The sequence below is a fragment of the Deltaproteobacteria bacterium genome, assembly GCA_013151235.1.
Classification (GTDB): domain Bacteria; phylum CG2-30-53-67; class CG2-30-53-67; order CG2-30-53-67; family CG2-30-53-67; genus JAADIO01.
This window is the reverse complement of the sequence record JAADIO010000050.1, coordinates 1-25,380: the sequence shown is the minus strand read 5'-3', so window position 1 is coordinate 25,380 and position 25,380 is coordinate 1. Positions and strand designations below refer to the sequence as shown.

Below are 25,380 nucleotides of genomic sequence, written 5' to 3'. Positions count from 1 at the left end.
TCAGGGAGACCATGCAGCAGACCGTGGAACAATAAGGAAGATGCTCCGGATCCCGGGAACCGGCACACTGGATAAAAACAACATTCTTTGCCGTCTTTCCATCGGAAGGACGCTTGATCGATCCGTTATTTGAGGAGGCCATCTCCTCCATCTGTACGTTGGTAATAATATTCGGGCTGCTGCCATAACCAAGATGCCCTAATTTCTCCGCCTCGTAGGGCTGCCAACCGGCGGCCTGGATAATCGTGCCGATCTTCCGTTCTTCCGTCGAGCCATCCTCTTTCACGATCACGGCCGTATAGAGACCCGGCTGACCGGTAATGTTTTCCATGGTCGCCGGAAGAATGACTTCAATATTCTCATCGGCCTCAACCTGCCGGATGAGTCCGGCATATTCCGGATCCTGGAGAGTATCGAAGGAGGCCGATTTGGGATACTGCTTGTACATCTTCCGCCCGAAGCCGCCGAGTTGCGCCTCCTTTTCCACAAGGACCACCTTATGATCGGCCCGGGAGGCATCCAGGGCCGCCTTCATCCCGGTGATTCCTCCGCCGACAACGAGGATTGTCCGACCGATCTCTTCAATGTGCGGTTCCGGCAGTTCCCGTTTCTGAGCCTTCACGATCCCCATCCGGAGATAATCCTCGGCGAGCATCTGCGTATCTTCATCGTTGGGAGGCTGGCACCAGACCACATGCTCCCTCAGGTTCACCCGCTCCGTGATCCGCTCGGAACCGAAATCAAAGATATCGTACATCACCCGGGGGGAACAGGCACCAATCACGAGGGTATTGACTCCTTCGTCGGCGATATCATCCTTGATCTGCTGTACCCCCTCGTCACTGCACAAGGCCGCATGATTTTTGCAGATCGACGCCTTATATTCATTGGTCGCCACCTTGTTCAACGCCTCCGAATCAAGGGAGTCGCCGATTGAACAACCGGTGCAGATGTAAACCCCTAATTTTTTCTCCATCGAGTTACCTCCTTACAATGCTTTGAATCGCTCTCAGCGCGGCGGCGGTAGCATCCTGGGTACAGGAAGCCACATCGGTCGGTTTCTTTGCAACACCGGCGGCAACAACCCCCGGATCGGATGAGGGAACCATGAACCCGCTCATCTCATACTCCATGGAGACGGGAGGGCGTATTTCATTACTGCTTGGATCCATCCCCGTGGCCAGGACAACCATATCCACCTTCTGATGGATTTTCTCACCCGTGACGGCATTCTCCGCCGTGACGATGAGGCCTCCCGATGACCCGTCTTCGGTGATCTCTGCGACTTTTCCTTTGATCAAGGTCGTATTTTCCTGTGCGGAAACTGTCTGCACAAAGGCCTCATATTTTCCCTGTGCCCGAAGATCAATATAGAACATGTAGGCCTGGATCTCCGGGTTCTGTTCATGAAGATAGGAAATATGTTTGAATGTTGCCAGACAGCAGACGGCGGAACAGTGTTGCATGTGATTTTCATCCCTCGACCCTGCACACTGCACGAAAGCAACCGATGCCGGTTCTTTCCCGTCGGAAGGACGCTGGATCTTGCCACCCGTCGGGCCGTTCACCGCCGCCAGACGTTCCATCATGACATTCGTGAGAATGTTCGGAGACGACCCGAAGGAAAGATTATCAATCTTGTTCGGGTCATACGGATTCCATCCGGTCGCCATGACCACGGCATCGGCCTCAATCTCCACGGTCTCCGGCTGCATCTCCAGTTCAATGGCATTGTATTTGCAGACTTCAACACATTTTCCGCAACCGGTTCCCTGACAAACAGTGCCGTCGATAACATAACGCGCCGGAAAAGCCATCTCGTGGGGTAGATAGGCGGCCTTGGTCGTATCCATGCCGTAATTGAAATCGTTTGGACGATCCACGGGACAGGCCTTTTCGCATTCACCGCAAGCCGTACACTTGGAATTGACGAAACGGGGCTTCACTTTGACCGTTGCCTTGTAGGTTCCGTTCTCCTTCTTCAGACTCTCTAATTGAGCCTGGGTATAGCTTCGGACATTGGGATTGGAACGGATCCTGCGAAAATTGATTTCCATGCCGCAATAAGGGGGGCAGAGCTTCGGAAAATACTTGTTCATCTGGGCAACACGGCCACCCAGATAGCTGTTCCGCTCGACAATCACAGCCTTGTAGCCGGCCTCCGCCGCCTCAATCGCCGTGGTCATCCCGCTGATCCCGCCTCCCACAATCAGAATGGTTTTTCCTTGATCTGACATATCATCGCCTCCGTATTCACATCACAGGTTCCTCCCGCTACGGACTCAGCATGCGGGTCCAAACATCGAAAGAAACCGGGAACATCGAACAAGCTATGAAAACCATCCCTTCGATGAATGATGGTCTCGTAAAAAGTCGTTTTTCGGATTCCGTTCATGGTTCGACAGGCTTCCGAGCATGGTGAGCTTGCCGAACCACACATCAATGACTTACACCGTTCGCCCTGAGCACGCCTGTCCTGAGCTGGTCGAAGGGTCGAAGGGTCGAACGGACTTTTTACGACTTCATCATGAATGTGTTACAAAACAAAGAATGAATGATTTTCATAACTCTCCGGGCGCAGTTTCTGCGCCCGGAGAATTGGGAACTACTCGTAAAGCTGAACGTAGGGAACCTTCTTGTGTTCCCATTCCCCCGTCTCGGGATCCCGACGGGAGTTGGTGAAACACTTCCAGTTTTCATCATCAATGTAGTCATGATCGGCCCGGTAGTAATAACCCGGATACCGCGTTTCCTCACGGAAGAGGATGTGCCGTGCATGGGCCTCGGCCGTCAGCAACCGATGGTAGTTTTCCCAGCAGCGAAGGAGCTCATGAAGATCGGAGGCAGCCAGATGGCTCGCATCTTCCCGGAGCATGTCAAGCTTCTTCAGACCTTCATTAATAAGGGTCGCACTGGTGGTAAACATGGTCCCGACGCCGGCCACATACTCATCCATGATCTTCATCAGGCGCTTCTGGTACATTTCAGGCTTGATGAAATTCGGATTGACATCGGCACTCGTGGAATAGGCCTGGTACTTCTCGAAAATTTCCCGCGGCAGATAGATCTCTGCAATGAGATCATCCACGTTCTCCTTGAAGGAGGGCTGGAAATCGGCATTATCGAGAATATAGGAAACCATGGCCTTCCCGGCCATCCGGCCTTCCGCATGGGAACCGGAGGAAAACTTGTGCCCGGAAGCACCGCAGGTGTCACCGGCCATAAAGAGGCCGTTCACCGTACTCATCCGGTTGTATCCCCAAGACCACTCGGCAGGAGCGCCTTCAATGTCTCCGGGACCACTGGTCCAGAAACCGGCACATCCGGCATGGGAACCAAGGAGATAAGGCTCGGAGGGGATGATCTCGGACGGGACCTTGTCCGGCTCGATGTTGCAGGCAGCCCACATCCCGACCTGACCAATGGTCATATCGAGGAAGTCTTCCCACGCCTCGGCCTCGAGGTGCTTCATCCTCTTCTTCCCTTCCTTCTCGCCAAGCTTGTCATTGAAGCCTTGAGCCATCGCGGCCATGGCCTCATGGGTCCGCATAATCATGGGACCCTTGCCCTGCTTCATGTCTTCCATCATCAGGTGGTTCCGGATGGTGGTTCCCATTACGTCGACGTACTTGCCGTATTTCTTTCTCGCAGCGGCAATGTTTTCTTCGTTGGCGCAGTAATCTTCACCGAGGGAATTGGTCGCCTTGGCCTTGAAGAAAAGGAACCAGGCGCCGACCGGACCATACCCGTCTTTGAAACGGGCCGGGACGAAACGGTTTTCCATCAGGGTCATCTCCGCACCGACCTGGGCACCCATGGCATAACCCGAACCGGCATTCCAGACGGAGAACCAGGTCCGACCCATGCCTTCACCGATGGACCGCGGACGGTAGACGTTCACGGCGCCGCCGGGGACGCAGAGAATGGCTTTCGCCTTGAAGACGTAGGCCTTGTTTTCACGGACGCTGAAACCGACGGCACCGGCAATGGTGTTCGGCTTGTCGGCATCCAGAAGCATCCGGGTAATGAACACACGCTCGTAAAGGTTCTGCTCTACCCCGGTGGCTTCACGGTTAATCTCCAGGGCCTTCTTGGCGGCTTCGGCAACGATCGGCTTGTAGGACTCACCGTTGATCATGATCTGCCACTTTCCGGAACGGACCGGCGTTCCGCCGTCCCGCAGGGAGGCCTTGCCGGCGGCCTTGGACTGGTGTCCATCGAGAGAGAAACCGTCATCTCCCTTCTTCCAGATCGGAAGTCCCCACTCCTCGAAGAGCATGACGGAATCGTCGACGTGACGACCAAGATCGAAAACGAGGTCTTCCCGGATGATCCCCATCAGGTCGGCCCGGACGTACCGGACATAATCAGCCACCTTGTTCTCACCCATGTAAGTATTGATGGCGGAAAGCCCCATGGCCACGGAACCGCTGCGCTCCGCGGCCGCCTTGTCGATCATGGTGATCTTCAGCCCTTTCGGAGTCGCCCAACGGCTGGCCTCATAAGCCGCACCGCAGGCCGCCATCCCGCCGCCGATGAAGAGAAGATCGGTCTCCACCTCAACGACTTCCGGCTTCTCGCTATGTGCAAAAGTGTTGGTCTCTTTTTCCATGTTTACGCTCCTCCTATGTCCTATTCCTTACGTGCATCGTAATTGAAAAACCCCGGATCCTTGAGCTTGGAAAAATCCGCTTCCGGCATTCCGCCGTAAGGATCAATGGACCCCTCGGCCGTGGTCCGAATGGGAAACTTGAATCGCTTCAACGTCCCGTTCCGGAATTTGACCGTCCACATGATGGAGTCGGTTGACCGCATGGGGATTACATTGCCCCCCAAGGGAACATAGTCGGCATAACCGCGTACTTCGATCGCCTGCTGAGGACAGATCTTGACGCAGTTGTAACACTCCCAGCACTGCTCCGCTTCCTGGTTGAATGCCTTCATCTTTTCTCTGTCGAGGACCATCAGGTCGTTCGGACAGATGTACTGGCAGGCGGTTTTGTCCTGTCCTTTACAGCCGTCGCATTTTTCAGCGATTACAAAACTTGGCATCTTTCAATCCTCCAATAAAAGAATGAAATCCTGCGGGCCTCCATGCAGGGTACCCCGCGCAGACAGACCCACCTTACAACCCCCTATTCACCTCCCTTCATCATTCATGAATATTCAAGTCAACAAAAACGACAGGGTGTATATATACAATTCCCGATAAGGAATGTTGCGTGGAAAACTTGTTGGAAGAAAAACAATAGAACATAAATTCAGATCCGAACCAGAACAACAAATTAGAATATGATTATATTTACATAAGATGTGGTCGCAAAGTTAATAGTTCTGATACCTACTTGACAAGATGTCGTCAATCAGGAGGTTCCCGCTTACCCGTAGCGGATTTGCTGATCAGTAAGTGGCGTATTTTAGTCCGATCACAAGCAGGAATCAAGAAAAATCGAATCACCAAAACATTTGTTATTCTAATAAAGGTATTAGGATATATTATTATATCCGCATTCCCGAAGGAACCATAAAACGCTGTTCTACTGTCGGATCCAACCGGCAGCCGGCGCACAAGCAAACACCTGAAAGGTTAAGTGGTCCTGTTCATAAATACTGTGACGCACCGAGAGGGTTGCAGGACGGTCTCATCAAGGCATGCGTAAGGTACGGTAGGGAGCACAACATAGAGGAGGCCGTTCTGCGGCACCCAAATGCCTCCGTATTTAGGAACAGGACACTAAGATCAAGATCGATGCCGCCTTTTATCAGGGTCACCCTATCACCATTCCTCTTAATCCTGATCTGACTCTTCACCCCGTTCACCCGTTTGCAGCCGTTCATTCACCTCCTCCACATAGCGCCGAAACCGAACAAAACGTTCCGGCCCCAATTCCATTTCAAGACCGGTCATAAAATCCTCCGCCCGTTTTCCATATTCTTCCCCTAATTCCAACGAAAAACGTTTGACCACGGCCCGGCGGTCCACCAGTTCATGACGCCCCTCATCGACAAGATAGTTGAGCAGGTTGTCGGCATAACAGACGATCCTCTCCTCCAGGGTTTCCGGGATATAATTCCCTTCGGGAAGCCCCAGGGAAGCTGCCTGTTCCGGCGTTATCCCAACACCGACATGGGTTTCAGCAATCCGGGCCGCTCCTTCGGGGAACCCTTCCTCCCGGAGCATCTCGCCGCTTTTAATCCCGTGTTCCACGACCCGATCCGCACGGCTCCGTCCCACATCGTGCAAAACCGCCCCCAATTGTACCGTTTCCACGTCGACTTGCCGGTCCTCGCTGAAAAGATCGGCCAGCCGCAGGGAAAGATCATGCACGATCCGTGCATGATCAAGAATCGATTTCTTCCATTCCGGCTTGTTCTTCCCGGCCGTCTCTGCAAGAAGTTGCCAGGCTTGGTTCATCTGCTCGTCCATTTTCTTTGCTCCTTGTGCCTGCATACCTTGAACTTCCAGAGGAATTTCTGCGAGTCCATTTTTAATTGCTGGCCTCGTAAAAAATCATTCTCCGGGTCCTATTCATGGTCCGACAAGCTTCCGGGCATGTGGTTCGGCAAGCTCACCATGCTCGGAAGCCGGCCGAACCACACGAACGGAATATTAATCACTTACGACATTCGCCCTGAGCACGCCTGTCCTGAGCCAGTCGAAGGGACGGGCGGACTTTTTACGAAGCCACCTTAATTTAAGTGGTCCAAAACTATTACAAAGCACTCCGGGTTGTCAATTTTTATCGAAAAACATTAAAGTCCCGCTGGAAGTAATCCGATCTGGGTAACAGCATGTTTTCTCTTCTGTTACATTTTCAGTCGGTTTAACCGAATATGCATTGAGGTTTTGATTGTGACGGCAAAGAACAGGTTCCGTTGGATCCTTCTCGCCGGATTCGGGATCGGGGCCATAATCTGGGGCCTGGAATCGGCGATGGAGACCCTTTTCTCTACGGGAGGGAGTTTTGGCGCCCAGTTGTTGAACAGCAATCCTCGAGAACTCTGGGAACGGCTCCTCATTATTTCCGTCACGCTCCTTTTCACCTCCCTCCTTTTCGAGGTTCGGGAAAAACGCCGCAAAGTCGCAGAACAGCTGAAGGCAAGCGACCGGAAATTTATGGCCATCAGTAATACGGCAACCGACGCCATCATTCTCATGAATGACCGGGGGCTGATTTCCTACTGGAACCCCGCAGCAGAACGGATGTTCGGCTATTCCAGCCAGGAGGCACTGGGACGGGAGCTTCATACCTTTCTGGCTCCGGAAACCTTTCACGGAAATTACCGAGAAGGATTCCGGCATTTCCGGAAAAGCGGCCGGGGGCCGGTCGTCGGAAAGACCGGGGAGTTCACGGCCATACGGAAAGACGGAACCATCTTCCCGATCGAGGTTTCCACTTCCGCCATGCAGGTCGGCAATTCCTGGCATGCCGCAGGCTTTATCCGGAACATTACGGAACGCAAAGAACATGAGAAGGCGCTGATCCGGGCCTCGGAGGAATGGCGGACCACCTTCGACACCACCCGGGACATCATCCTGATGCTCGACCGGGAACACCGTATCGTCAAAGCCAACCGGGCAGCCACAAGGTTCCTCGGAAAAACTTACACCGAAATCATAGGAGAGAAATGTTACCGTCTTTTCTGCCACAAAGAGGACTCGATAAAAAGTTGTCCCATGAAACGGATGTTCCGCTCCAGACGGCATGAAGAACAGGAGCTGTTTTTGCAGGAACAGTCGATGTGGATCCATATCGCCGTTGACCCGGTTCTGGATGAACAGGAAGAGATCATCGGCTCCGTCCATGTGATCCGCGACATCACCGAAGTCCGGGAGATGCAGGAGACGATCCTCAAGCACAACCGGGAATGGGAAGAAACCTTCAACATCATCAATGAGGCGATCACCGTTCATGACAAGGACTTCAACATCATTCAGACCAACCGTGCTGCGGAAGAAATGCTGGGGCTTTCCTGCATAGAGATCCTGGAGAGGAAATGTTCCGAATCTTATCACGGAACCCGCACACCACCGGAAAGATGCCCCAGTTGCCGGACGTTGGAAAGCGGCACCGCCTCCGTCTCGGAACTCTATGAACCCCATTTGCAGAAATATCTCGAAATCAAGGCACTGCCCCGCCTGGATGCAACCAACCGGGTCATCGGCCTGGTCCATGTTGTCCGGGACGTCACGGCACAAAAAACCGCAGAAGAGGAACGGAAACACCTCCAGGGGCAGCTCCAGCAGTCACAGAAGATGGAGTCCATCGGCCGCCTTGCCGGCGGGGTGGCCCACGATTTCAACAACATGCTCTCCGCCATCCTCGGCTATGCGGAACTGGCACTGGATGCCCTCCCCAGCGGAGACCCGGTGCGGGAACACCTGAAGATCATTGAAGAGGCCGGCAACAAGGCTGCCCGGTTGACCCGGCAACTCCTCGCCTTCAGCCGAAAACAGGTCCTGGAGATCAAACCGGTCAACCTGAACACCATCGTCAACGAGATGGGAAAGATGTTCCACCGCCTGATTAGCGAAGACATCACGCTCACTCTCCACACAACAAGACCTGTGAAAAACGTCCTGGCCGACGCCGGCCAGATTGAACAGATTCTGATGAACCTGGTCGTCAATGCACGGGATGCCATGCCCCGGGGAGGCCGACTCTCCATTAGGACCTCAGACATCATTCTGGAAGAAGAATATCTTCGAAAACACGAAGGAATCATTCCGGGGCACTATGTGATGCTGGCCGTCACCGATACGGGGGAAGGAATGCCCCCGGAAGTCCGGGAAAAAATCTTCGAGCCCTTCTTCACCACCAAGGAGATCGGCCGGGGAACCGGCCTCGGGCTGGCCACGGTCTACGGAATAGTCAAACAGCACGAAGGCTTCATCCGGGTCTACAGCGAATCGGGAAAGGGAACGACCTTCAGGATTTATCTCCCGGCCGACGCCTCGCCCCTTCCGGAAGTAAAAGAAGGAGACAGCATCCCCCTGCAGGGCGGCAAAGAAACCGTCCTCGTCGTCGAAGACGAACCGACCATTCTGCAACTGATTGTCGACACACTGGATAACCTCGGCTATACCGTTCTCTCCGCCACCTCCGGAATGGAGGCCCTCGACGTGAGCCGGGCCCATCCCGGAACGATTGACCTTCTTCTCACCGATGTCGTTATGCCCGGAATCAACGGGGTCCTCCTCAGTGAAGCCCTGGCCGACCAACGCCCCGGGCTGCCGGTCATTTTCATATCGGGATATACCGACAACCACATCGCACAGCATGGGCTCTTTGACCAGGGAGCCGCTTTTCTCCAGAAACCGATCACCCCCACAACATTAGCGACAAAACTGCGAAAGATCCTCGACCACAACAAAGCAACAGAAAAAACATTTTGAAATTTTGACATCAACTCCGGGCGGAATGACAAACATAGAACGATCTGCTATACTTTCTCCCGCCGGGAGGAAGTTATGGAAGAAGAACGTAAGAGGCCCACGGATTTTTCAAAAGGGTTAGAAGGAGTCATTTCCAATACGACCCGGATCGGTTATGTCGACGGCGTCGCGGGAAAGCTCTCCTACCGGGGTTACGCAATAGAGGATTTGGCCGCATACTCCACCTACGAAGAAACGGTTTGCCTACTCCTGAACGGAAACCTGCCTACCCGGTCAGAGCTTGGAAAGTTTGCGGACCATCTGACCGCTTTGCGCGGAATCCCCGACGAGGTTCTGTCGCGCATTACTCACCTTCCCTGTCCCTGCCATCCCATGTCGCTGCTCCGCTCGGGAATCTCGCTTTTGGAATGCATCGATGAGACCTGCAGAATTGCCGACGAGCTGCCGGAGAAGAAAGAGGCAGGTATCCGGCTGATCGCCCAGATGGCCACCCTGACGGCAGCCATTGCACGACATCGGGAGGGGAAAGAACCGGTGGCTCCCGATCCGTCCCTTCCGCACGGAGCCAATTTTCTCTACATGCTCCGGGGCAACCGGGCGGAACCGCTGGAGGAGCGGGTGATGGATCTTTGCCTCATCCTCCATGCCGATCACGGGATGAACGCCTCAACCTTCGCCGCCATGGTGGTGGCTTCCACACTGAGCGACCTCCACTCCGCCGTTTCGGCCGGGATTTCCACCCTGAAGGGGCCGCTTCACGGCGGGGCCAACGAGCGGGTTATCCGGATGCTGACGGGAATTGCATCACCGGCCGAAGCGGAAACATTTGTGGAGAAGGCCCTGGCGAAAAAGACAAAAATCATGGGCTTCGGGCACCGGGTCTACAAGACCTATGATCCCCGGGCAAGAATCCTGCAACGCTATGCGAAGGAGCTGACGGCGCTGACCGGAAACAAGCCTCTCTTTGAAATCGCCCGGACCCTGGAGCAGCGGGTCACCAAGGCCTACGGGGAAAAAGGGATCTTTCCCAACGTCGACTTTTATTCCGGCCTGGTCTATCACAGCCTCGGCATCGAAGGCAGCCTTTTCACCCCGATCTTCGCGGTCAGCCGCATTGCCGGATGGGTCGCACGGATTCTCGAATACCTGGAAGACAACCGGCTTTTCCGTCCCCGGGCCGTCTATGACGGGCCGAAGGACCTGCCTTATCTTCCCATCGAGAAGAGAGGATGATCCCCGGATGCACTCCCCGGCTGCCGCCGCAGGTCAGATTGCCTTCGTGTAAGCCTCCGTACCCACCCCTGCGGCACCATTGTGAATATGCACATCCTGCTGCGGATAGGGGATACTGATCCCTTCCGAATCAAAACGGATTTTCACCTTCTCCATCATATCGAAAAAGACATTCCAGTAATCCGAAGCGTTGACCCAGACCCGGACGGCCAGATTGACACTGCTGTCGGCCAACTCCATCACACCGATCGTCGGTGCCGGATCCGTAAGGATCCGTTGATCGGCCCCCACCAGCTCCGACAGAACCCTTTTGACGTTCTGAAGATCATCGTCATACCCGACACCGAAGACAAAATCGACCCGCCGGGTCTCTTTGCTGGAATAGTTGATGATATTGTCGCCGGTTAACTTGGCATTGGGGACGATGATTCTTTTATTGTCGGGCGTCTTCAGCAGGGTATTGAAGACCTGGATTTCCTCCACGGTTCCTGCCACACCGGCGCCCTCGATAAAATCCCCTGCCTTGAAGGGGCGGAAGAGAATCATCAGAAACCCCGCCGCAAAGTTGGCCAGAGACCCCTGCAGGGCCAGGCCGATGGCCAGACCGGCGGCACCGATCACGGCAATGAAGGAGGTCGTCTGGATCCCGAGCTGCCCCAGGGCCGCCAGAATTACGAAGGCTATCAGGGCAATGTACACAAGATGCCCCACAAAGGACTTGATTATCGGATCCAGGTTCCGTTTCGTCATGATCTTATTTACGACTTTTTTGACGGTACCCGCAGCCCAGCGGCCCACCATCAGAATCAGAACTGCCGCAACAACCTTCAGACCATAAAAGGCAAACCATTCCGAAAGTTTCCCAACAATATTCTCCACGGGCAATTCCTCCTTCCTGCATCCCCGGGATGGTTCAGCCCGCGACGCAGGGGACCATGCATCTCCGAGCCGGATCAATTCACGAATGATATGGACGTACGATTGGAGTGTAACGAAAAGAAGAGAAGTGTCAAGCCATGTGAAAAGATGCAGGGACTCTGTTCATACAATAGAACAAGACTTCAATATCCGCCTGTGCGCTGCCAAGTCAGGTCACCGGATTGGTCAACGCCGCTCAGGCCCGCCGGATAGACTGAATCACTACGGCATCAACCGGCACATCCTGATGAAAACCATGATTTCCCGTTGGAACGGCTGCAATCTTGTCGACCACATCCATCCCGTCCGTTACCTTGGCGAAAACGGCATAACCAAAGTTGTCGTCGCTATGATCGAGAAAGGCATTGTCAGCAAGATTGATAAAAAATTGTGAGGTGGCGCTATCGATCTCATTTGTGCGCGCCATCGAGAAGGTCCCTCGCTCATTGCAGAGACCATTGTCGGCCTCGTTTTTGATGGGAGGACGGGTCGGTTTTTCCTCCATTGCCTCCGTCAGGCCACCCCCCTGAAGAACGAATCCGGAGATCACCCGGTGAAAAATAGTCCCATCGAAGTGACCCTCATCAACATAGTCGAGAAAATTTTTTACCGTCACCGGTGCCTTGTCGGTGAAGAGTTCAACCGTAATCCGGCCGAGAGAGGTATCAAGAACCACCATGATTCTTTTCCTCCACGGTCACCTTCCCGTTTTCGACAATAACATCATAAATATAACCCCCGCCGAAATCTTTATTCAGGGTCAATTTCCCCTTGACCAAGACCGTATCTCCGGCCTGGACCGTATCACGGGTTGTCACGGTCAGATCGTTCACCCCCTCTTTGCCGGTCCCGTCCTCAATATGAACCCAGTTGAATCCCATGATCTGGGGATTATATTTTACAACCTTCCCCCGGACCAGGATCTCCTTGCCTTTCAGCTCAGCTTTCCTGGCAAAAACCTCTTCGACGGTTTCTCCCCCTTTCGCACGTTGAATCCCGGAGAGGTCGATCCCGGATTTTGCGGGTCGGCTATTCAGCGCCGGATGTCCCGGCGGAATCGGCCGCTGCATCGTACCGGAGGAGACCGTTCCACCAACGTTGATGGCGGGGACAAAGTAGATCAGGCCAAAATCCCGGTTCAGGGTCTTGCTGTGGTAGTTCGCCATGGGCGCCCCGGGAGGAACGGTTACCGTCTGACCGACCTGGATCTTGAACTCGGGAGCCGCAGCCCAAATCTTTTCCGTCCCGGTATCAACCCGGATGTAGGTATAGCCGCCGGCATTCATCGTTTCCACAACTTTCCCGGTTTTGCCCACCGCAACCGGCTGCGGTGCAGGAAGCCGGGGCGCAGCGGTCTTCTCCGCAACGGGGGTTTGTGCGGTCGGCGTTTCCTCGGATTTGTTTTGCGGTTGCTGGGGTTTACACCCCAAAAGCAGAAAAGATGTCACAAGAATTGCCGAGAATACTCTTGCAATTGTATTCATCACGAGGGATTCCTCCATGGAAAGTTTAGAATATATTCAAGATGTTGCAGAAAATGAATGTACACTATAGCATATTTTGATAAAAGAATACAAGCATCCGCGCCATAAAATTATAAAAACGTTGTTTCTCCGGTTACTTCCTTCCTGCGAAGCCTTCAAAGTTTCCAATGCGATCCCGACAAGTACGAAACCTTACGGTCGGCGACGGTGCGGCAAAGGCCCACGACCCCCTACAACCCCGGCACCCTGATCCGGATCTCATGAAGGACCGAAAAGGGCGGGATGGTTCGTATGGAGAATGCCGAGAATGCAATCGACGACTTCCCGGACCGACATGCCCGTCGTCTCAATGGTATAATCGGCCCGGGAATAAAAGGGTTCCCGAACCTTCAGAAGGTCCTTGATCCGTGCCAGGGGATTGTCGGTCTTCAACAGAGGACGGTGGCTCGTTCCCTCCGTCCGTCTCAGAATTTCCTCCGGTGAGGCCGAAAGGCAGAAGACGGGACCGGCTTTTTTCAGGGCAGCCAGATTCCTCTCCCGGAGGACAATCCCGCCGCCCGTAATAATTACATGCCCCCTCCGGCGGGAGACTTCGAGAGCGATCTCCGATTCAAGCTCCCGGAAAACCTTCTCCCCGTCCCGGGCGAAGATCTCGGAGATCGACTTGCCCGCCTTCTCTTCGATCAGGTCGTCGGTGTCGATCACCTGGAAAGAGAGCCGGGAAGCAAGTGCCGGGCCGACGGTACTTTTCCCGGTCGCCATGAAACCGACGAGAACGACATTGCACCTCACGACTCAAACCTTTCCTTCAGTACCTGCAACATCGTCTCCACCGGAGGCTTCCGGCCGGTAAAGATCTCAAAGGCCAGCGCACCCTGATGGACCAGCATCCCGATTCCGTTCACAACGGTCAACCCCCGGTCCTTTGCCTCACGGAGAAGCCGCGTCTCCAGGGGATTATAAATCACATCAAAAACCGTCGTTGAAGGTTCCAGCCATTCCACCCGGATCAGGGGAGGATCCGTTTCCTTCATCCCGACGGGAGTGGCATTCACAAACAGGTCCTTGCCGGCCACGGCCTTCTCGATGGTCTCCATCTCCACGGAACAGGTGGAAATACGACAAACAGGAACCGCCTCCGCCACGGCGGAGGCGAGAGCTTCGGCCCGCTCGGCCAGAACATCCGCAATCACCAGTTCTTCGGCGCCGGAAAGGGCCGACTGGAAACAAACCGCACGGGCGGCGCCGCCGGCCCCCATGACGAAGATCTTTTTGCCGGAAAGAGAAACGCCGCCGTCCTTGAAAAGGGCCGTTTCAAAACCGTAGGCGTCGGTATTGAATCCCTTGAGTTTTCCCTCCCGCACCCGGATCGTGTTGACCGAGCCAATCCGTTCCGCAGTCCCGGAAATCTCGTCGAGCAGGGGAATCACCGTTTCCTTGTGGGGGATCGTCACATTGACGCCTGCTATGCCGAGGGGGACCAAGGCCTTCACCGCCGCCGGCAGATTTTCAGGATGAACCTCAAAGGGGAGATAGACATAGTCCAGCCCCCTTTCGGCAAAGGCGGCATTGTGCATGGGCGGGGAAAAGGTATGACGGACGGGAAAACCGAAAAGTCCTACGATCCTGGTGCTTCCCTGAATCTCCATCGGGCATTCCTCCTTATAAACAGGGAGTGTATGAAAATCCGGAAGCGATGTCAAACCGAAAACCGGAAAAAGGTTGCCCTCCGCAAAATGATTGTGTTAGGGTATCCTCCGTTACAAGAACCTCTTCAAGTGTCCATAATTACCCGCTTTGCTTTTCCCTGCTTGAAGTCCATATCTCGGTAATGCACAATCACCCGGAAGGAATGTCTGCGTCCCTTCCCCAAAGGTTGTTGCACACATGATTGCCAAAGTTCTCAGCAGTAGCGTCATCGGCATTGATGCCGTCCCCGTGGAAGTCGAAGTCGATGTGGCCCGGGGACTCCCTGCCTTTTCGGTCGTCGGGATGGCCGACATCGCAGTCAAGGAGAGCAAAGAACGGGTGCGATCGGCCATCAAAAACTCCGGGCAGAAATTTCCCACGCACCGGATCACCGTCAACCTCGCCCCGGCCGACCTGAAAAAAGAAGGCGCCGCATTCGACCTCCCGATTGCCTTGGGGATACTCACCCGGCAGGGAATCATCCCACAGGACGCCCTCGCCGGCTACCTGTTCGTGGGGGAACTCTCCCTGAACGGAAGTATCAAGCCGATACGGGGAGCTCTTCCCATGGCAATCCGCGCCAAGACGGAAGGATGCCGGGCCATGTGCGTTCCGAAGGAGAATGCGCCCGAGGCGGCCATCGTCGGGGGAATCAATATCCACCCGGTCCGTTCCCTGGCAGAGACCCTGTCCTTTCTCAATCACGAAATCGATATTGCTCCGGAACGGACGGACCTCTACACCCTGCTGCGGGAACAGTCGGCAACAGACCTCGACTTTTGCGATGTACGGGGACAGGAGCATGCCAAGCGCGCCCTCGAAGTCGCCTGTGCGGGTGGGCATAACATCCTCCTCATCGGCCCCCCCGGGTCGGGCAAGACGATGCTCTCCAAACGCCTCCCCTCCATCCTGCCGGAGCTGACCCTTGCGGAATCGCTCGACTGCACAAAAATCTACAGTGTTGCGGGACTGCTGAACCCGGAGGAACAGATTGTTTCCTCTCGGCCATTTCAAGCCCCTCATCACACTATTTCCGATGCCGGAATGATCGGCGGCGGCACTTTTCCGAAGCCGGGGGAAGTGAGCATCGCCCATCACGGTATCCTCTTCCTGGACGAATTCCCCGAATTTCGACGGAATGTCCTGGAGGCGCTCCGTCAACCCCTGGAGGACGGCTGCGTTACCATCTCCCGGGCCGCCGGCTCGCTGACCTATCCCGCCCGATTCATGCTGGTCGCCTCCATGAACCCCTGCCCCTGCGGTTACTTCGGAGATCCCTATCATACCTGCCGGTGTTCCCCGCATCAGATCGAACGGTACCGGAACCGGATCTCAGGCCCCCTGATCGACCGGATCGACATTCAGGTGGAAGTTCCGGCCGTCCCCTATCATCAACTCTCCTCCGCCCGGCAGGGGGAACACTCCCTGCAGATCCGGCAGCGGATCAATAATGCCCGAAAGATCCAGGCGGAGCGGTATCAAGCCGACGGCATTCCCTGTACGGCCCACATGACCCCCCGGATGATCGAAGAATATTGTACGATCGATCCAACCTCGGAACGGATGCTCCAGGAGGCCATGGCCGACCTCGGCTTTTCCGCCCGGGCCTATCACCGGATCCTTAAGGTCGCCCGGACGATCGCAGATCTTGAGGGATCGGAGAGGATCCGCTCCGACCATCTGGCTGAAGCGCTCCAGTACCGGAGCCTGGACCGTGTCCGAATGGAGCTGTAACGCTTTACACCCACCCCCCTCTTGAGATATGATATCATTACGGATCAGGCATGAAAATATCAGAAGGTTAGCCCTCCGGCTTCACATTCGTCCCCGGCGGGAAAGGGAAAAATACGATGGAAGGTCCTGAAACCCTTGAGATTACTCCGCTCGACCTGCGCGGCGTCCGGATCTACCGCGGCGGGATCGTCGTCTCCGCCCTGGCCTTTGTCCTGACGGCGGCATTGATCGGGTTGACCCGTGGGTGGGAGGCCGCCTCCGCCACGGCATGGCTCGCAGACCATCAGGCCATCCTCGTCACAGCGGTTCTTCTGCTCATCGCCGGGACGGGAACCTCCGTGATAATGATTCATCTTTACATCCGACAGTTCCATACCCTGCTGAAACTCCTTTTCGGAATCGGTCTTGTGTCGGTCACGGTTTTTGCCGCCATCTCTTTTGTCACCCCCCGGCAGTTCCTGGAGATTCTCTACCTGACCCCCTACGGGACGCTCGGGTTCGGCTTTGTCCTGGCGGCGCTGTGCGGAATCACGGTCAAGGAGGCCTTCTGTTTCGGAATGATCGAGGCAATCCTTTTTGCCGCCGTGACGCCGGTGCTGGTCCTGGGACATCTCTTCCGGTGGCTCCATCCCTTTCCGGCATTTATTCTGCTCTGTCTGGACGCATTTTTTCTTTGTATTTTTGCCGCGCGGAAAGAAATAATGGCGGCGGATCTTGATGTCGGCGACAAATCGGTCTATACGCGGAACTGAATCCGGATGGCTCCCGGCTCCATTCCGCTCCCCTCCATATCCTGTCGTAAGAGTACGGACCATGCGTGTCGTTTCGGGAACGGGAAGCCGGATCATTGCCTTCGCTCAATACATGGGTGAGCTGACTCTCTTCGCCTTCTCTTCTTTCCGCCATCTCTTTCAGCGCCCCTTCTTCTTCCGTCTGATCGTTCACCAGGTCATGGAGATCGGGATCAAGACCATCCCGCTGGTCATCATCTCCTCCTTCGCAATCGGAATTGTCCTCTCCATGCATTCCATCCACCTCCTGAAAGAATTCGGAGCCGTTCATTATGTGGCGGCAGCCGTGGGGCTTTCCGTGGTCAAGGAATTGGGGCCGGTCCTGACCGCCCTCATGGTCGCCGGACGGGCCGGATCGGGGATCAGCGCCGAGATCGGATCCATGCGGGTCACCCGGCAGATCGATGCCCTGAAGGTCCTGGCCGTCAACCCGATGAAATATCTCGTCCTGACCCGGATCCTCGCCTGCCTGATCGCCGTACCGCTGCTGACCGCTTTTGCCGATCTCTTAGGCATCGCAGGGGGTCTCCTGATGGGAGTCACCCGGGGGGGGATCAGCGCCGGGCTCTACCTTGATATCACTTTTGAATTCATTGAAATGATTGACCTGATCCCCGGCCTGATGAAGGCGGGATTCTTCGGACTCGTGATCGGTGTCGTCAGCACCTACGAGGGATTTAATGCAAAGGGAGGGACGACCGGCGTCGGCGCCGCCACGACCCGGACGGTGGTCGTCACTTCCCTGATGATCTTTATCTCCGACGTTTTTCTGAGCCAGACTTTCCTGCTCCTTCTGGGGGGATAATGATGGAACATTCCAAAAACGGAAAAGATCCGATCCTCTCGGCGAAAGGAGTCACCAAAACCTTCGAAGACCAGCCGGTCTTAAGAGGCATCGACATGGACCTTTTTGAAGGAGAATCGATTGTCCTTTTAGGAGGAAGCGGCTCGGGCAAATCGGTTTTCCTGGGGACCCTCATCGGCCTGATTACCCCCGATGCGGGACGGATTCGTATCCTCGACCATGTGGTAACGGATTTCCGGAAGGAAGCGGAATGGAAAGAACTCTGGTGCAACGTCGGCTTTCTCTTTCAGGGTTCCGCCCTCTTCGATTCGATGAACGTCCGGGACAACATCGCCTTCCCCCTCGATGTGCACACCGATCTTTCCAGGTCCGAAATCGACACAAAGGTCAGCCGCCTCCTTTCGATGGTGGGATTGGGAGAGATCCAGGAAAAGATGCCTTCGGAACTCTCCGGAGGGATGCAGAAACGGGTGGCCCTGGCACGAACCATCGCCATGGAACCGAAGATCATTCTCTATGATGAACCGACAACGGGGCTCGACCCCGTCACCTCCGACACCATTGCCGACCTGATCCGGGAGCTGCAACTCCGTCTCGGGATCACCTCCCTCGTGGTGACCCATGATATTCGTCTCACCTTCAAGGCAGCGGACCGGGTGGCCATGCTTCACGAAGGGAAAATCCTCCTGACCGTCCCGCTGGAAGAGGTTCAAGAGAGTACGGACCCCAGGGTCCGGGAATTTCTTTATGGATGAGAACATCGGACAAAAAGAGAGGTGACTATGGCAACACCGGAATCACATAAAACCGAGACGATGGTGGGGATCTTCGTCCTCCTCGGGATCGCCGCCGTTTCCGTCCTGGTCTTCTCCATCGCAGGCAAGCAAAAACTTTTTGAGCCGCGGTACCGCCTGCGAGCTGAATTCTCCGAAATCGGAGGGCTGAAGATCGGCGCTCCCGTCCGGCTGGCCGGTCTGGAGGTCGGGAATGTGGAGAGTCTGAAATTTACTCCGGGCGGCAAAATCGTAGCCACCCTTTCCCTGCGGAAGCGCTATCGCTACCAGATCCGGAGCGATTCCGTCGCCACCATCAGTTCCGTAGGCATCCTCGGAGACAAGAGTGTGGAGATCACGATCGGGTCAAAGATCAAGGGAATACTCAGAGACGGGATGGAAATCCAGGCAAAGAACCCCTTCGATGTCGCACAATTCATCGACCAGGTCATTCCCATGGCGGAAAAACTGGACAAGATCCTGAGCTACATCTCCAGCATCAGCGGAGAGTTCGCCATGCAGGACCTTCACCTGAGCGAAACCATGGAACACGCCGGCAATATCGTTAAGAAGATCGACGAAGGAAGGGGCTCCTTCGGGAAGGCCGTCAACGATCCCGCCCTTTATGACAAACTGATCCGTCTGAGCAATTCCGCCCGGACCGCCGCCGATGAAGTGAAAAAGACCGCCCTCAAAATCGACCGTGCCTCCGGGCAACTTCCGGCAATTTTTACATCGACACGAAAAACCATGGAAAACCTCAGCGCCGTAACCGGCGATGTACGGGCTGGAACGAAACATCTCCCCCGAATCGCCGCCGAGGCCGATGAAACGGTACGGAATCTTCATGCCGCTTCCCGGGAGCTGCCGGCCATTGCCGGATCTTTCCGGAATGCCGCCCAGGGAGCGGAGGATGTGGTCGAGGCGGCCAAACGAAGTTGGCTCATCCGGAGGAACCTCCCCCGGAGGACCGGCACGGAGGAACGGATCCTCCTCGGCAACCGACCGATTTCCTATGAGGAGAGCCGACCATGATCGCGAGACCTTTCCGGATCCTGTGGGTCCTTCTGGTGATCGGCCTCTTCTCCTGTGCCGCGCCCCGGCCCGTGACAAGATCCCTGGGGGATCGGGCCGGCGATCTTAACCGGCGGGGGATCAAAGAATATGCACAAGGTGATCTTGAGGCGGCGGAGGCTGATTTTCTGCACGCCCTGCAATTGAACCGCCGGATCGATGCACGCAGGGGGATATTGGATAACCTGAACAATCTCGCGGCGCTCCGACTGCGGCGGGGCAATCCCTCAGAGGCGCTGCCCTTCCTGCAGGAAGGGTTGTCGATCGCCGAAGAGGTCGGGGACACTGCGGCACAAATCGATTTCGATATTCATATCGGCGCCGCAAGAGAGATGGAGGACAAGGACAAGGCCGCCCTCTCCTCCTATGACAGGGCCGAGTCGGCGGCCCGCTCCCTCGGAGACGAAAGACGCCTGCAGGCCGCTCTGGGACGAAGGGGACAATTAGAGCTTGCTCTGCAACAATGGGAAAAGGCCGAAGTCGATCTCAAGCAGGCGCTCGATCTGGCCCGGTCCCGGAACGACGAGAAGGGGACGGCGATGCGGGAGAGTGACCTGGGCCTGCTGGCCCTCCACCAGGGTAATCCGGACACGGCCTCGGCGCTGCTGACTTCAGCCCTGAAGAAACACCGCCGGCTGGAAGATCCTCCCGGAATCGCCCTCGACCTGCAACGATTAGGAAGGTTGTCCAACCGGCAAGGCAATCCTGCGCAGGCGGAGGCCTACCTGAAACGGGCCTTCCTCTCCCACCGGGCCGATGGGGATTCGGCAGGGGCAATGGAGGACCTGCTCCTCCTGACGGATCTCTACCGGAAACAGGGAGAAGGAGAAAATGCCTCGAACACATTGAAAAAAGCGGAGAAGATCCTCCCCTCCCTCCACCGCAAAAACATGATAGACGACTACCACCGGATGGAGGAGGAAGTGCAAAAGGTTTTTCCTTGATCCACGGAATCATCGAAGTTCTCCCCCCCTTCGATGAGTGTAAAGCATACGTAACGCTCCATTAAAACAGGCAAACAAAAACCTCGTTGGAAAAGAGCGCCCCCTTCGGCGTAAGCCGTAGTACCCCCCCAATCTCTTCGATCCACTCTTCCCGGAAGGCGCGCACAAGGTCCTCCGCAAAATATTCCGCAGGTTCAACACCATACTTCCCGTGGAACTTCTCCATATCAACGCCCGCGGTCCGCCGGAGTCCGAGCATCATCGCCTCCGAAAGCAACGTCTTTTTTTCCAGGACTTCCCGGCCCGCCACCGGTGACTCTCCCCGCCCGATCCTGCCTACATAGGCTGCAGGATCGGGTTCGTTATGGAAACGGACCGGGTCTTCCCGCCAAAGGAAGGAATGGGCGCCGGCGCCGGCGCCGTAGTACTCCTCCATCGTCCAGTACCGGCTGTTGTGACGGGAAAAGCAACCGGGGAGTGCGAAATTGGATATCTCGTAATGCTCGTATCCCCTTTCCCCCGTGATCTCAACGGCCCGCCGGAACATCTCGACCTCTTCCTCCTCCGCAGGAAGGAGCAGCTTTCCCTCTTTTTCCGCACGGGCAAAAGGAGTTCCCGGCTCGACGGACAGGGCGTAGAGTGAGAGATGTTCCGGACGGTATCCGAGCAGTTCCGCCAGATCCTCTTCCCAGTCCGCCGGGGCCTGTCCCGGAAGTGCGTAGATCAGGTCGGCGCCTAAATTCTCAAACCCCGCCTTACGAGCCGCCTCGATCGCCGCCCGCCCGTCAGCCCCGGAATGGATCCGCCCCATCCGGCGGAGCAGGGAATCCCTGAAGGACTGGATACCAAGTGAAAGCCGGTTCACGCCGAGAGATCTGAGTTGTCGCAGGAAGGAGAGATCCACCGTCCCCGGATTGGCCTCCACGGTGATCTCCATCCCGTCGTTCCAGTGGAAGACCGAGTGGAGGGCGGCAAAGAGACGGCGGAACTGCTCCACCGTCAGGATCGTCGGTGTCCCTCCACCGATGTAGAGACTGGAAAGGGAACGCCCGGCCAATGCCGGAACCGTCGCGATCTCTTTTTGCAGGGCCGAAAGATAGCTGTCCACTTCCCCCGGCCGCGGAGCCCGTGAATTGAAGTCGCAATAGGCGCATTTCTTCAGGCAGAAAGGGATGTGAAGATAGAGCCCGAACATTTGTCTCCACCGGGTTTTGCAAGAGGAGCGATTTGCCTGGGCGGACTGCGCTATTGCCGGTCCGCTCCGGGCGATGGTTCGCTTCATCAATCTATATATATCTTTTCGATGGCCTACTTTCACAATCCAAATTGTAAGTTCGTTACAATGTCAGGCATGAAAGCGAACGTCGCCGATAACCTGCCCGCCGACCAGTTACCGATTAACTTTATTGAACTGCTACCAGCCTGAATTTACCCCAAAATCCGCAGACATTTTGCGGGTCAGGTTGATTGCATTGTCCGCTGCTTTCTCTCTATTCCCAGATAATTATGGCCTAAATCTTTTAAGCTGAATCTCTTTCATAATTTTATAATGCTTGTCATTTCCTGTGAGCAAGGGAAGTCCATAACTTATTGCTGTAGCACCAATAAGAGCATCGGCCAGTTGCATTGAGTGACTCAAGAAATGTTGTTCAACTGCAAACATAGCTTTGGCCGATATTTCTTCTGAAATGTATAAAATCCTGGTGTTCCATACATGAAGTGCCTGCCGCAGACCGTTCAGTTCTTTTTTGTTTCTCATTCCCTGAACAAGTTCCATGTAGGTGATTACAGAAATTGAGAAATTTTCTATATTCTCGATCGTTTTATATGCTTTGTCATTTCCCCGTAAATACCAAATGAGTACGTCAGTGTCGATTATTAGCATTAGAATCTTCCTTTTCTTAAATTCCTGACATACTCATCGACGTTTTGAGACTGGTCATGGTCTTTCCACATCCCAAACAATTTATGCCGTGAAATCTCATTTTTCTTTTCCTCAAAAGGGACCAGCTTGGCACAAGGTTTCCCTCGAAAAGTAATTACAACTTCCTCTCCTCTTTTTACAGTCTCTATTAATTCTTTGGAGTGAAATCTTAAATCTTTGGCTGTTGCTTTCATGACTGACTCCCAATTTGTTAAAGTTTATATTTAGAAGTATAAACTTTAGTGCTTAGGTTGTCAAATTGAGATGTTGATAAATTTTTTTTTTGGACAGCGAACGACAAGGGTCACTTGTCCGCCGTGAATTTACCGATTAACTTTATTTACGGTTAGCAACCTGAATATACAACAAAATTCGCCGATGATTTGCGGGTCAAGTGAAGCGCCTTGTTATGCCATTTTTTGTTTTTTTATTACACAAGAGCTTCGATGCCCTTTCTCTCAATAATATCTAACAACTTCTGAGATGCGCCTGTAGGCTTTTTATTGCCCTGCTCCCATTTTTGAACTGTTGAAGGGCTGACGTTAAAAATGCTAGCTAATGCTGCCTGGCTGAGCCTGAATCTCTTTCTGATTGAAACGATTTTTTCAGGTGTGTATTTCTTAACCATCAGGGAGACAGAGTTTTTCAATGTTTCTCATTGTTATGTCATCAACCAAACCACTTTTATTTAGATCCTTAACAGTGTTTGTGATTGATTTTGCAATAGATTTTCTCATGGCTTCACCTCAATAAAATCTCCAGCATCTAAGGCTATTTCTATTTTTTCTCTCGACAAGCCAACCAAAATTTTCGAGAATTCCTTTTTTGCAAATCCATGAATAAAAATGGCCCTATAATTTTTCTTGTAACATACTATCGTTCACCCACTGCCTCTTTTGCTGTCAAGGCAATAATCCAATCTCTCTGAGACCAAGGACGCGGTTGGTTCGGGGCATAACGACCTGCATCAGCAGCGGCGCCACTTAAGCTTGCCGCGTCAGTGCCGCCGCGCTTCCCGCCGTCTAAGGATGTATCATACTTCCAAAGCTGTCAATAAAAATGGTCGCTGTCCCTATTTTCTTCCTGAGCGTGGATAGTTCACCCGCCAATGTCACACCGGCTGCACCGATGATGATCTTGTGCATGTTCTTTTTGTGCGCATGCTCAATCTCGTCAGTGAGTATGTTGTCGTGCACAAAGGGAACGTCGAAGATTTGGATGTCTGGACAGTGCTTGGCCCATTTGTTTCCGCTGAAGACGTGATTGGCTCCGTCAACAATCAGAACGGCTTCAGGCGAAGAAACGGAGCCAAGTGTTTTTCGTGCGCGGATAAGCTTCGGATCGTTGTCGCGAAGAGACCTGCACACGTCGACTAACGTTGACTTGCCGTATGCGTTCGGTGCGAAGAGAAAAGTGTTTTTGTGCCAGTCCAGACCGGGGCCTTTGCTCGCAAAATCATAATATTTCCCGATATTCTTAAGCCGCTGTATTTTTTTTATCATCTGGCCGAATATTCCCTATATTACGCCCAACGCTTTTGTTGAGGGGCAGCGGCGAAGCCGATGTACCTCTCTAACAATTTGTTAGGTGTTTTGTTCATTTTCTTCCAACTTTATTGCCCCAATATCCAATAGGGCTTCCAGTGTATTTGCCACACCCCAATGCTCAACAATCAAACCGTTTTTGATGCGATTGATATTTACTGCATCAATAGCAACCTGTTTATGTGTTGGTTTCATTCTCAGCCAATTTCCTTCATGTGTGCCTGTAATACTGATTCGGCTAACAACCATATCATCTTCTGCAACTTGGTCGTGAACAATGATTTTTAAATCAGGGTAGGTGGAACGAACTGCATGGATATGCTGAATTAAGCCATCAATACCAATCGGCTTTTCTGATTTACTATTGTGATCAATATAATCAGGAGAAATAAATTGATCAGCTTGGCTTTCTTCGCGATTATTGATAACCGTTTCAATGAATTGTCTGACAATTTCTTTATTCTTTTCTGTCATTCCTAATCACCTGCTGATGCACCTAACGACCAAGCTCAGCTGCCGCTATGGAGCGCCAGCGGAATAGCGGTCTGCTGGAGCGCCTTGTTCGCTTATTTTATTTTTCTCATAAGCCAATTCGTTAATCCCAAATCAACTACCATTTCCGACAATTTATCAGGCAATATCAACTCAACCTCATCATCTGACTCATCTTTCATGCTTGCCAATTTTTTGTCAGGATGCAAAATAGGGACAGCGACCATTATATTCCTTTGCGTGGCCGCCCTCTCTTCTGTGCCATTAAATCTCGGCCAACGATCTTTCCAATCTTTCAAATAAATGCATCCCCACCGCAAAGACGTCCGGTAAGGGAATTTCTTCTGATAGCACTCACCAACCGGTCATCCTCTCTTTCCATTAACTAACCACGCCAATCCTGAATTCTGGTTGTCAGATTGCAATCTCCCCACAAAACAGGATCCGTTTCACTTTTGATATGACTTTTCGCACTTGACCACTTGTAATTCTCGAATATAAAATGGTCGCTGTCCCTATTTTCCTATTTTCTCCCCGAAGAACTCAGTAAATATGAAGGTTTGATAGGAGAATCATGA

The 25,380-nt window shown here is 53.9% G+C and carries 24 protein-coding genes and 1 pseudogene; 8 read left to right on the top strand and 17 right to left on the bottom strand.

Annotated features, from left to right (window positions below):
* From GXP58_09700 to GXP58_09680, 5 genes are all read right to left on the bottom strand, one after another.
* A partial coding sequence (locus tag GXP58_09700) for a CoB--CoM heterodisulfide reductase iron-sulfur subunit A family protein (protein ID NOY53878.1) occupies positions 1–976 on the bottom strand: 976 nt, incomplete at its 3' end.
* Between the two features lie 4 nt (positions 977–980).
* Positions 981–2,237 (bottom strand): CoB--CoM heterodisulfide reductase iron-sulfur subunit A family protein, encoded by a 1,257-nt coding sequence (locus tag GXP58_09695; protein ID NOY53877.1) that lies wholly within the window; start codon positions 2,235–2,237, stop codon positions 981–983.
* Between the two features lie 368 nt (positions 2,238–2,605).
* Positions 2,606–4,612, bottom strand: a complete 2,007-nt coding sequence (locus GXP58_09690) for an adenylyl-sulfate reductase subunit alpha (protein ID NOY53876.1) — start codon at positions 4,610–4,612, stop codon at positions 2,606–2,608.
* 20 nt (positions 4,613–4,632) lie between these two features.
* A complete protein-coding gene (gene aprB / locus GXP58_09685; protein ID NOY53875.1) occupies positions 4,633–5,052 on the bottom strand; it encodes an adenylyl-sulfate reductase subunit beta in 420 nt (139 codons plus the stop codon).
* Positions 5,053–5,788: 736 nt separating this feature from the next.
* On the bottom strand, positions 5,789–6,415 hold the full coding sequence (locus GXP58_09680; GenBank protein NOY53874.1) for an HDIG domain-containing protein: 627 nt from the start codon (positions 6,413–6,415) through the stop codon (positions 5,789–5,791).
* 438 nt (positions 6,416–6,853) lie between these two features.
* Here GXP58_09680 and GXP58_09675 point away from each other — a divergent pair, with 438 nt between their 5' ends.
* Together GXP58_09675 and GXP58_09670 are read left to right on the top strand one after the other, a co-directional pair.
* On the top strand, positions 6,854–9,397 hold the full coding sequence (locus GXP58_09675; protein NOY53873.1) for a PAS domain S-box protein: 2,544 nt from the start codon (positions 6,854–6,856) through the stop codon (positions 9,395–9,397).
* Positions 9,398–9,472: 75 nt separating this feature from the next.
* Entirely contained in the window at positions 9,473–10,630 is a 1,158-nt protein-coding gene (locus tag GXP58_09670; GenBank protein NOY53872.1) for a citrate synthase, read from the top strand.
* 33 nt (positions 10,631–10,663) lie between these two features.
* On the opposite strand, the gene GXP58_09665 is transcribed toward GXP58_09670, so the two are convergent.
* From GXP58_09665 to GXP58_09645, 5 genes are all read right to left on the bottom strand, one after another.
* Positions 10,664–11,509 carry a mechanosensitive ion channel gene (locus GXP58_09665; GenBank protein ID NOY53871.1) on the bottom strand — a complete coding sequence of 282 codons (846 nt, stop codon included), beginning with the start codon at positions 11,507–11,509 and terminating at the stop codon, positions 10,664–10,666.
* A 235-nt stretch (positions 11,510–11,744) separates the two neighbouring features.
* Positions 11,745–12,227 carry a peptidyl-prolyl cis-trans isomerase gene (locus GXP58_09660; protein ID NOY53870.1) on the bottom strand — a complete coding sequence of 161 codons (483 nt, stop codon included), beginning with the start codon at positions 12,225–12,227 and terminating at the stop codon, positions 11,745–11,747.
* Positions 12,214–13,032, bottom strand: a complete 819-nt coding sequence (locus GXP58_09655; protein NOY53869.1) for a DNA-binding protein — start codon at positions 13,030–13,032, stop codon at positions 12,214–12,216. The genes GXP58_09660 and GXP58_09655 overlap by 14 nt, the downstream gene beginning before the upstream one ends.
* A 258-nt stretch (positions 13,033–13,290) precedes the next feature.
* Positions 13,291–13,794 carry a shikimate kinase gene (locus GXP58_09650; GenBank protein NOY53868.1) on the bottom strand — a complete coding sequence of 168 codons (504 nt, stop codon included), beginning with the start codon at positions 13,792–13,794 and terminating at the stop codon, positions 13,291–13,293.
* Positions 13,795–13,820: 26 nt separating this feature from the next.
* Positions 13,821–14,681 (bottom strand): shikimate dehydrogenase, encoded by an 861-nt coding sequence (locus GXP58_09645; GenBank protein ID NOY53867.1) that lies wholly within the window; start codon positions 14,679–14,681, stop codon positions 13,821–13,823.
* A 238-nt stretch (positions 14,682–14,919) separates the two neighbouring features.
* Here GXP58_09645 and GXP58_09640 point away from each other — a divergent pair, with 238 nt between their 5' ends.
* From GXP58_09640 to GXP58_09615, 6 genes are all read left to right on the top strand, one after another.
* Positions 14,920–16,455 carry a YifB family Mg chelatase-like AAA ATPase gene (locus GXP58_09640; GenBank protein ID NOY53866.1) on the top strand — a complete coding sequence of 512 codons (1,536 nt, stop codon included), beginning with the start codon at positions 14,920–14,922 and terminating at the stop codon, positions 16,453–16,455.
* Between the two features lie 116 nt (positions 16,456–16,571).
* The gene (locus tag GXP58_09635; GenBank protein NOY53865.1) at positions 16,572–17,207 is read left to right on the top strand and encodes a hypothetical protein; all 636 of its coding nucleotides are present in this window, start codon (positions 16,572–16,574) and stop codon (positions 17,205–17,207) included.
* Between the two features lie 61 nt (positions 17,208–17,268).
* Positions 17,269–18,051, top strand: coding sequence for an ABC transporter permease (locus GXP58_09630; protein NOY53864.1), 783 nt, complete (start codon positions 17,269–17,271; stop codon positions 18,049–18,051).
* The gene (locus tag GXP58_09625) at positions 18,051–18,806 is read left to right on the top strand and encodes an ATP-binding cassette domain-containing protein (protein NOY53863.1); all 756 of its coding nucleotides are present in this window, start codon (positions 18,051–18,053) and stop codon (positions 18,804–18,806) included. The genes GXP58_09630 and GXP58_09625 overlap by 1 nt, the downstream gene beginning before the upstream one ends.
* A 27-nt stretch (positions 18,807–18,833) precedes the next feature.
* The gene (locus GXP58_09620; protein ID NOY53862.1) at positions 18,834–19,859 is read left to right on the top strand and encodes an MCE family protein; all 1,026 of its coding nucleotides are present in this window, start codon (positions 18,834–18,836) and stop codon (positions 19,857–19,859) included.
* Positions 19,856–20,842: a tetratricopeptide repeat protein gene (locus tag GXP58_09615; protein NOY53861.1), complete on the top strand. Its 987-nt coding sequence runs from the start codon at positions 19,856–19,858 to the stop codon at positions 20,840–20,842. The genes GXP58_09620 and GXP58_09615 overlap by 4 nt, the downstream gene beginning before the upstream one ends.
* 61 nt (positions 20,843–20,903) lie before the next feature.
* On the opposite strand, the gene hemW is transcribed toward GXP58_09615, so the two are convergent.
* From hemW to GXP58_09580, 7 genes and pseudogenes are all read right to left on the bottom strand, one after another.
* Positions 20,904–22,124, bottom strand: coding sequence for a radical SAM family heme chaperone HemW (gene hemW, locus GXP58_09610; protein ID NOY53860.1), 1,221 nt, complete (start codon positions 22,122–22,124; stop codon positions 20,904–20,906).
* A gap of 222 nt (positions 22,125–22,346) precedes the next feature.
* Positions 22,347–22,727, bottom strand: a complete 381-nt coding sequence (locus GXP58_09605) for a type II toxin-antitoxin system VapC family toxin (GenBank protein NOY53859.1) — start codon at positions 22,725–22,727, stop codon at positions 22,347–22,349.
* The gene (locus GXP58_09600) at positions 22,727–22,960 is read right to left on the bottom strand and encodes a type II toxin-antitoxin system prevent-host-death family antitoxin (protein NOY53858.1); all 234 of its coding nucleotides are present in this window, start codon (positions 22,958–22,960) and stop codon (positions 22,727–22,729) included. Before GXP58_09600 ends, GXP58_09605 begins: the two co-directional genes overlap by 1 nt.
* A 236-nt stretch (positions 22,961–23,196) precedes the next feature.
* Positions 23,197–23,503 (bottom strand): annotated as a pseudogene (locus GXP58_09595) (helix-turn-helix domain-containing protein).
* A gap of 285 nt (positions 23,504–23,788) precedes the next feature.
* On the bottom strand, positions 23,789–24,268 hold the full coding sequence (locus tag GXP58_09590; GenBank protein ID NOY53857.1) for a hypothetical protein: 480 nt from the start codon (positions 24,266–24,268) through the stop codon (positions 23,789–23,791).
* A gap of 81 nt (positions 24,269–24,349) precedes the next feature.
* On the bottom strand, positions 24,350–24,784 hold the full coding sequence (locus GXP58_09585) for an ester cyclase (protein ID NOY53856.1): 435 nt from the start codon (positions 24,782–24,784) through the stop codon (positions 24,350–24,352).
* A 92-nt stretch (positions 24,785–24,876) separates the two neighbouring features.
* A complete protein-coding gene (locus GXP58_09580; protein NOY53855.1) occupies positions 24,877–25,101 on the bottom strand; it encodes a hypothetical protein in 225 nt (74 codons plus the stop codon).
* Positions 25,102–25,380: the final 279 nt, after the last annotated feature.

Bases quoted from the DNA above. Each gene is read 5' to 3' on its own strand.
- GXP58_09695 (NOY53877.1), bottom strand. From the start codon at position 2,237: ATGTCAGATCAAGGAAAAACCATTCTGATTGTGGGAGGCGGGATCAGC.
- GXP58_09690 (NOY53876.1), bottom strand. From the start codon at position 4,612: ATGGAAAAAGAGACCAACACTTTTGCACATAGCGAGAAGCCGGAAGTC.
- aprB (NOY53875.1), bottom strand. From the start codon at position 5,052: ATGCCAAGTTTTGTAATCGCTGAAAAATGCGACGGCTGTAAAGGACAG.
- GXP58_09680 (NOY53874.1), bottom strand. From the start codon at position 6,415: ATGAACCAAGCCTGGCAACTTCTTGCAGAGACGGCCGGGAAGAACAAG.
- GXP58_09670 (NOY53872.1), top strand. From the start codon at position 9,473: ATGGAAGAAGAACGTAAGAGGCCCACGGATTTTTCAAAAGGGTTAGAA.
- GXP58_09660 (NOY53870.1), bottom strand. From the start codon at position 12,227: ATGGTGGTTCTTGATACCTCTCTCGGCCGGATTACGGTTGAACTCTTC.
- GXP58_09655 (NOY53869.1), bottom strand. From the start codon at position 13,032: ATGAATACAATTGCAAGAGTATTCTCGGCAATTCTTGTGACATCTTTT.
- GXP58_09650 (NOY53868.1), bottom strand. From the start codon at position 13,794: ATGGCGACCGGGAAAAGTACCGTCGGCCCGGCACTTGCTTCCCGGCTC.
- GXP58_09645 (NOY53867.1), bottom strand. From the start codon at position 14,681: ATGGAGATTCAGGGAAGCACCAGGATCGTAGGACTTTTCGGTTTTCCC.
- GXP58_09640 (NOY53866.1), top strand. From the start codon at position 14,920: ATGATTGCCAAAGTTCTCAGCAGTAGCGTCATCGGCATTGATGCCGTC.
- GXP58_09635 (NOY53865.1), top strand. From the start codon at position 16,572: ATGGAAGGTCCTGAAACCCTTGAGATTACTCCGCTCGACCTGCGCGGC.
- GXP58_09630 (NOY53864.1), top strand. From the start codon at position 17,269: ATGCGTGTCGTTTCGGGAACGGGAAGCCGGATCATTGCCTTCGCTCAA.
- GXP58_09625 (NOY53863.1), top strand. From the start codon at position 18,051: ATGATGGAACATTCCAAAAACGGAAAAGATCCGATCCTCTCGGCGAAA.
- GXP58_09620 (NOY53862.1), top strand. From the start codon at position 18,834: ATGGCAACACCGGAATCACATAAAACCGAGACGATGGTGGGGATCTTC.
- GXP58_09615 (NOY53861.1), top strand. From the start codon at position 19,856: ATGATCGCGAGACCTTTCCGGATCCTGTGGGTCCTTCTGGTGATCGGC.
- hemW (NOY53860.1), bottom strand. From the start codon at position 22,124: ATGAAGCGAACCATCGCCCGGAGCGGACCGGCAATAGCGCAGTCCGCC.
- GXP58_09605 (NOY53859.1), bottom strand. From the start codon at position 22,727: ATGCTAATAATCGACACTGACGTACTCATTTGGTATTTACGGGGAAAT.
- GXP58_09600 (NOY53858.1), bottom strand. From the start codon at position 22,960: ATGAAAGCAACAGCCAAAGATTTAAGATTTCACTCCAAAGAATTAATA.
- GXP58_09590 (NOY53857.1), bottom strand. From the start codon at position 24,268: ATGATAAAAAAAATACAGCGGCTTAAGAATATCGGGAAATATTATGAT.
- GXP58_09585 (NOY53856.1), bottom strand. From the start codon at position 24,784: ATGACAGAAAAGAATAAAGAAATTGTCAGACAATTCATTGAAACGGTT.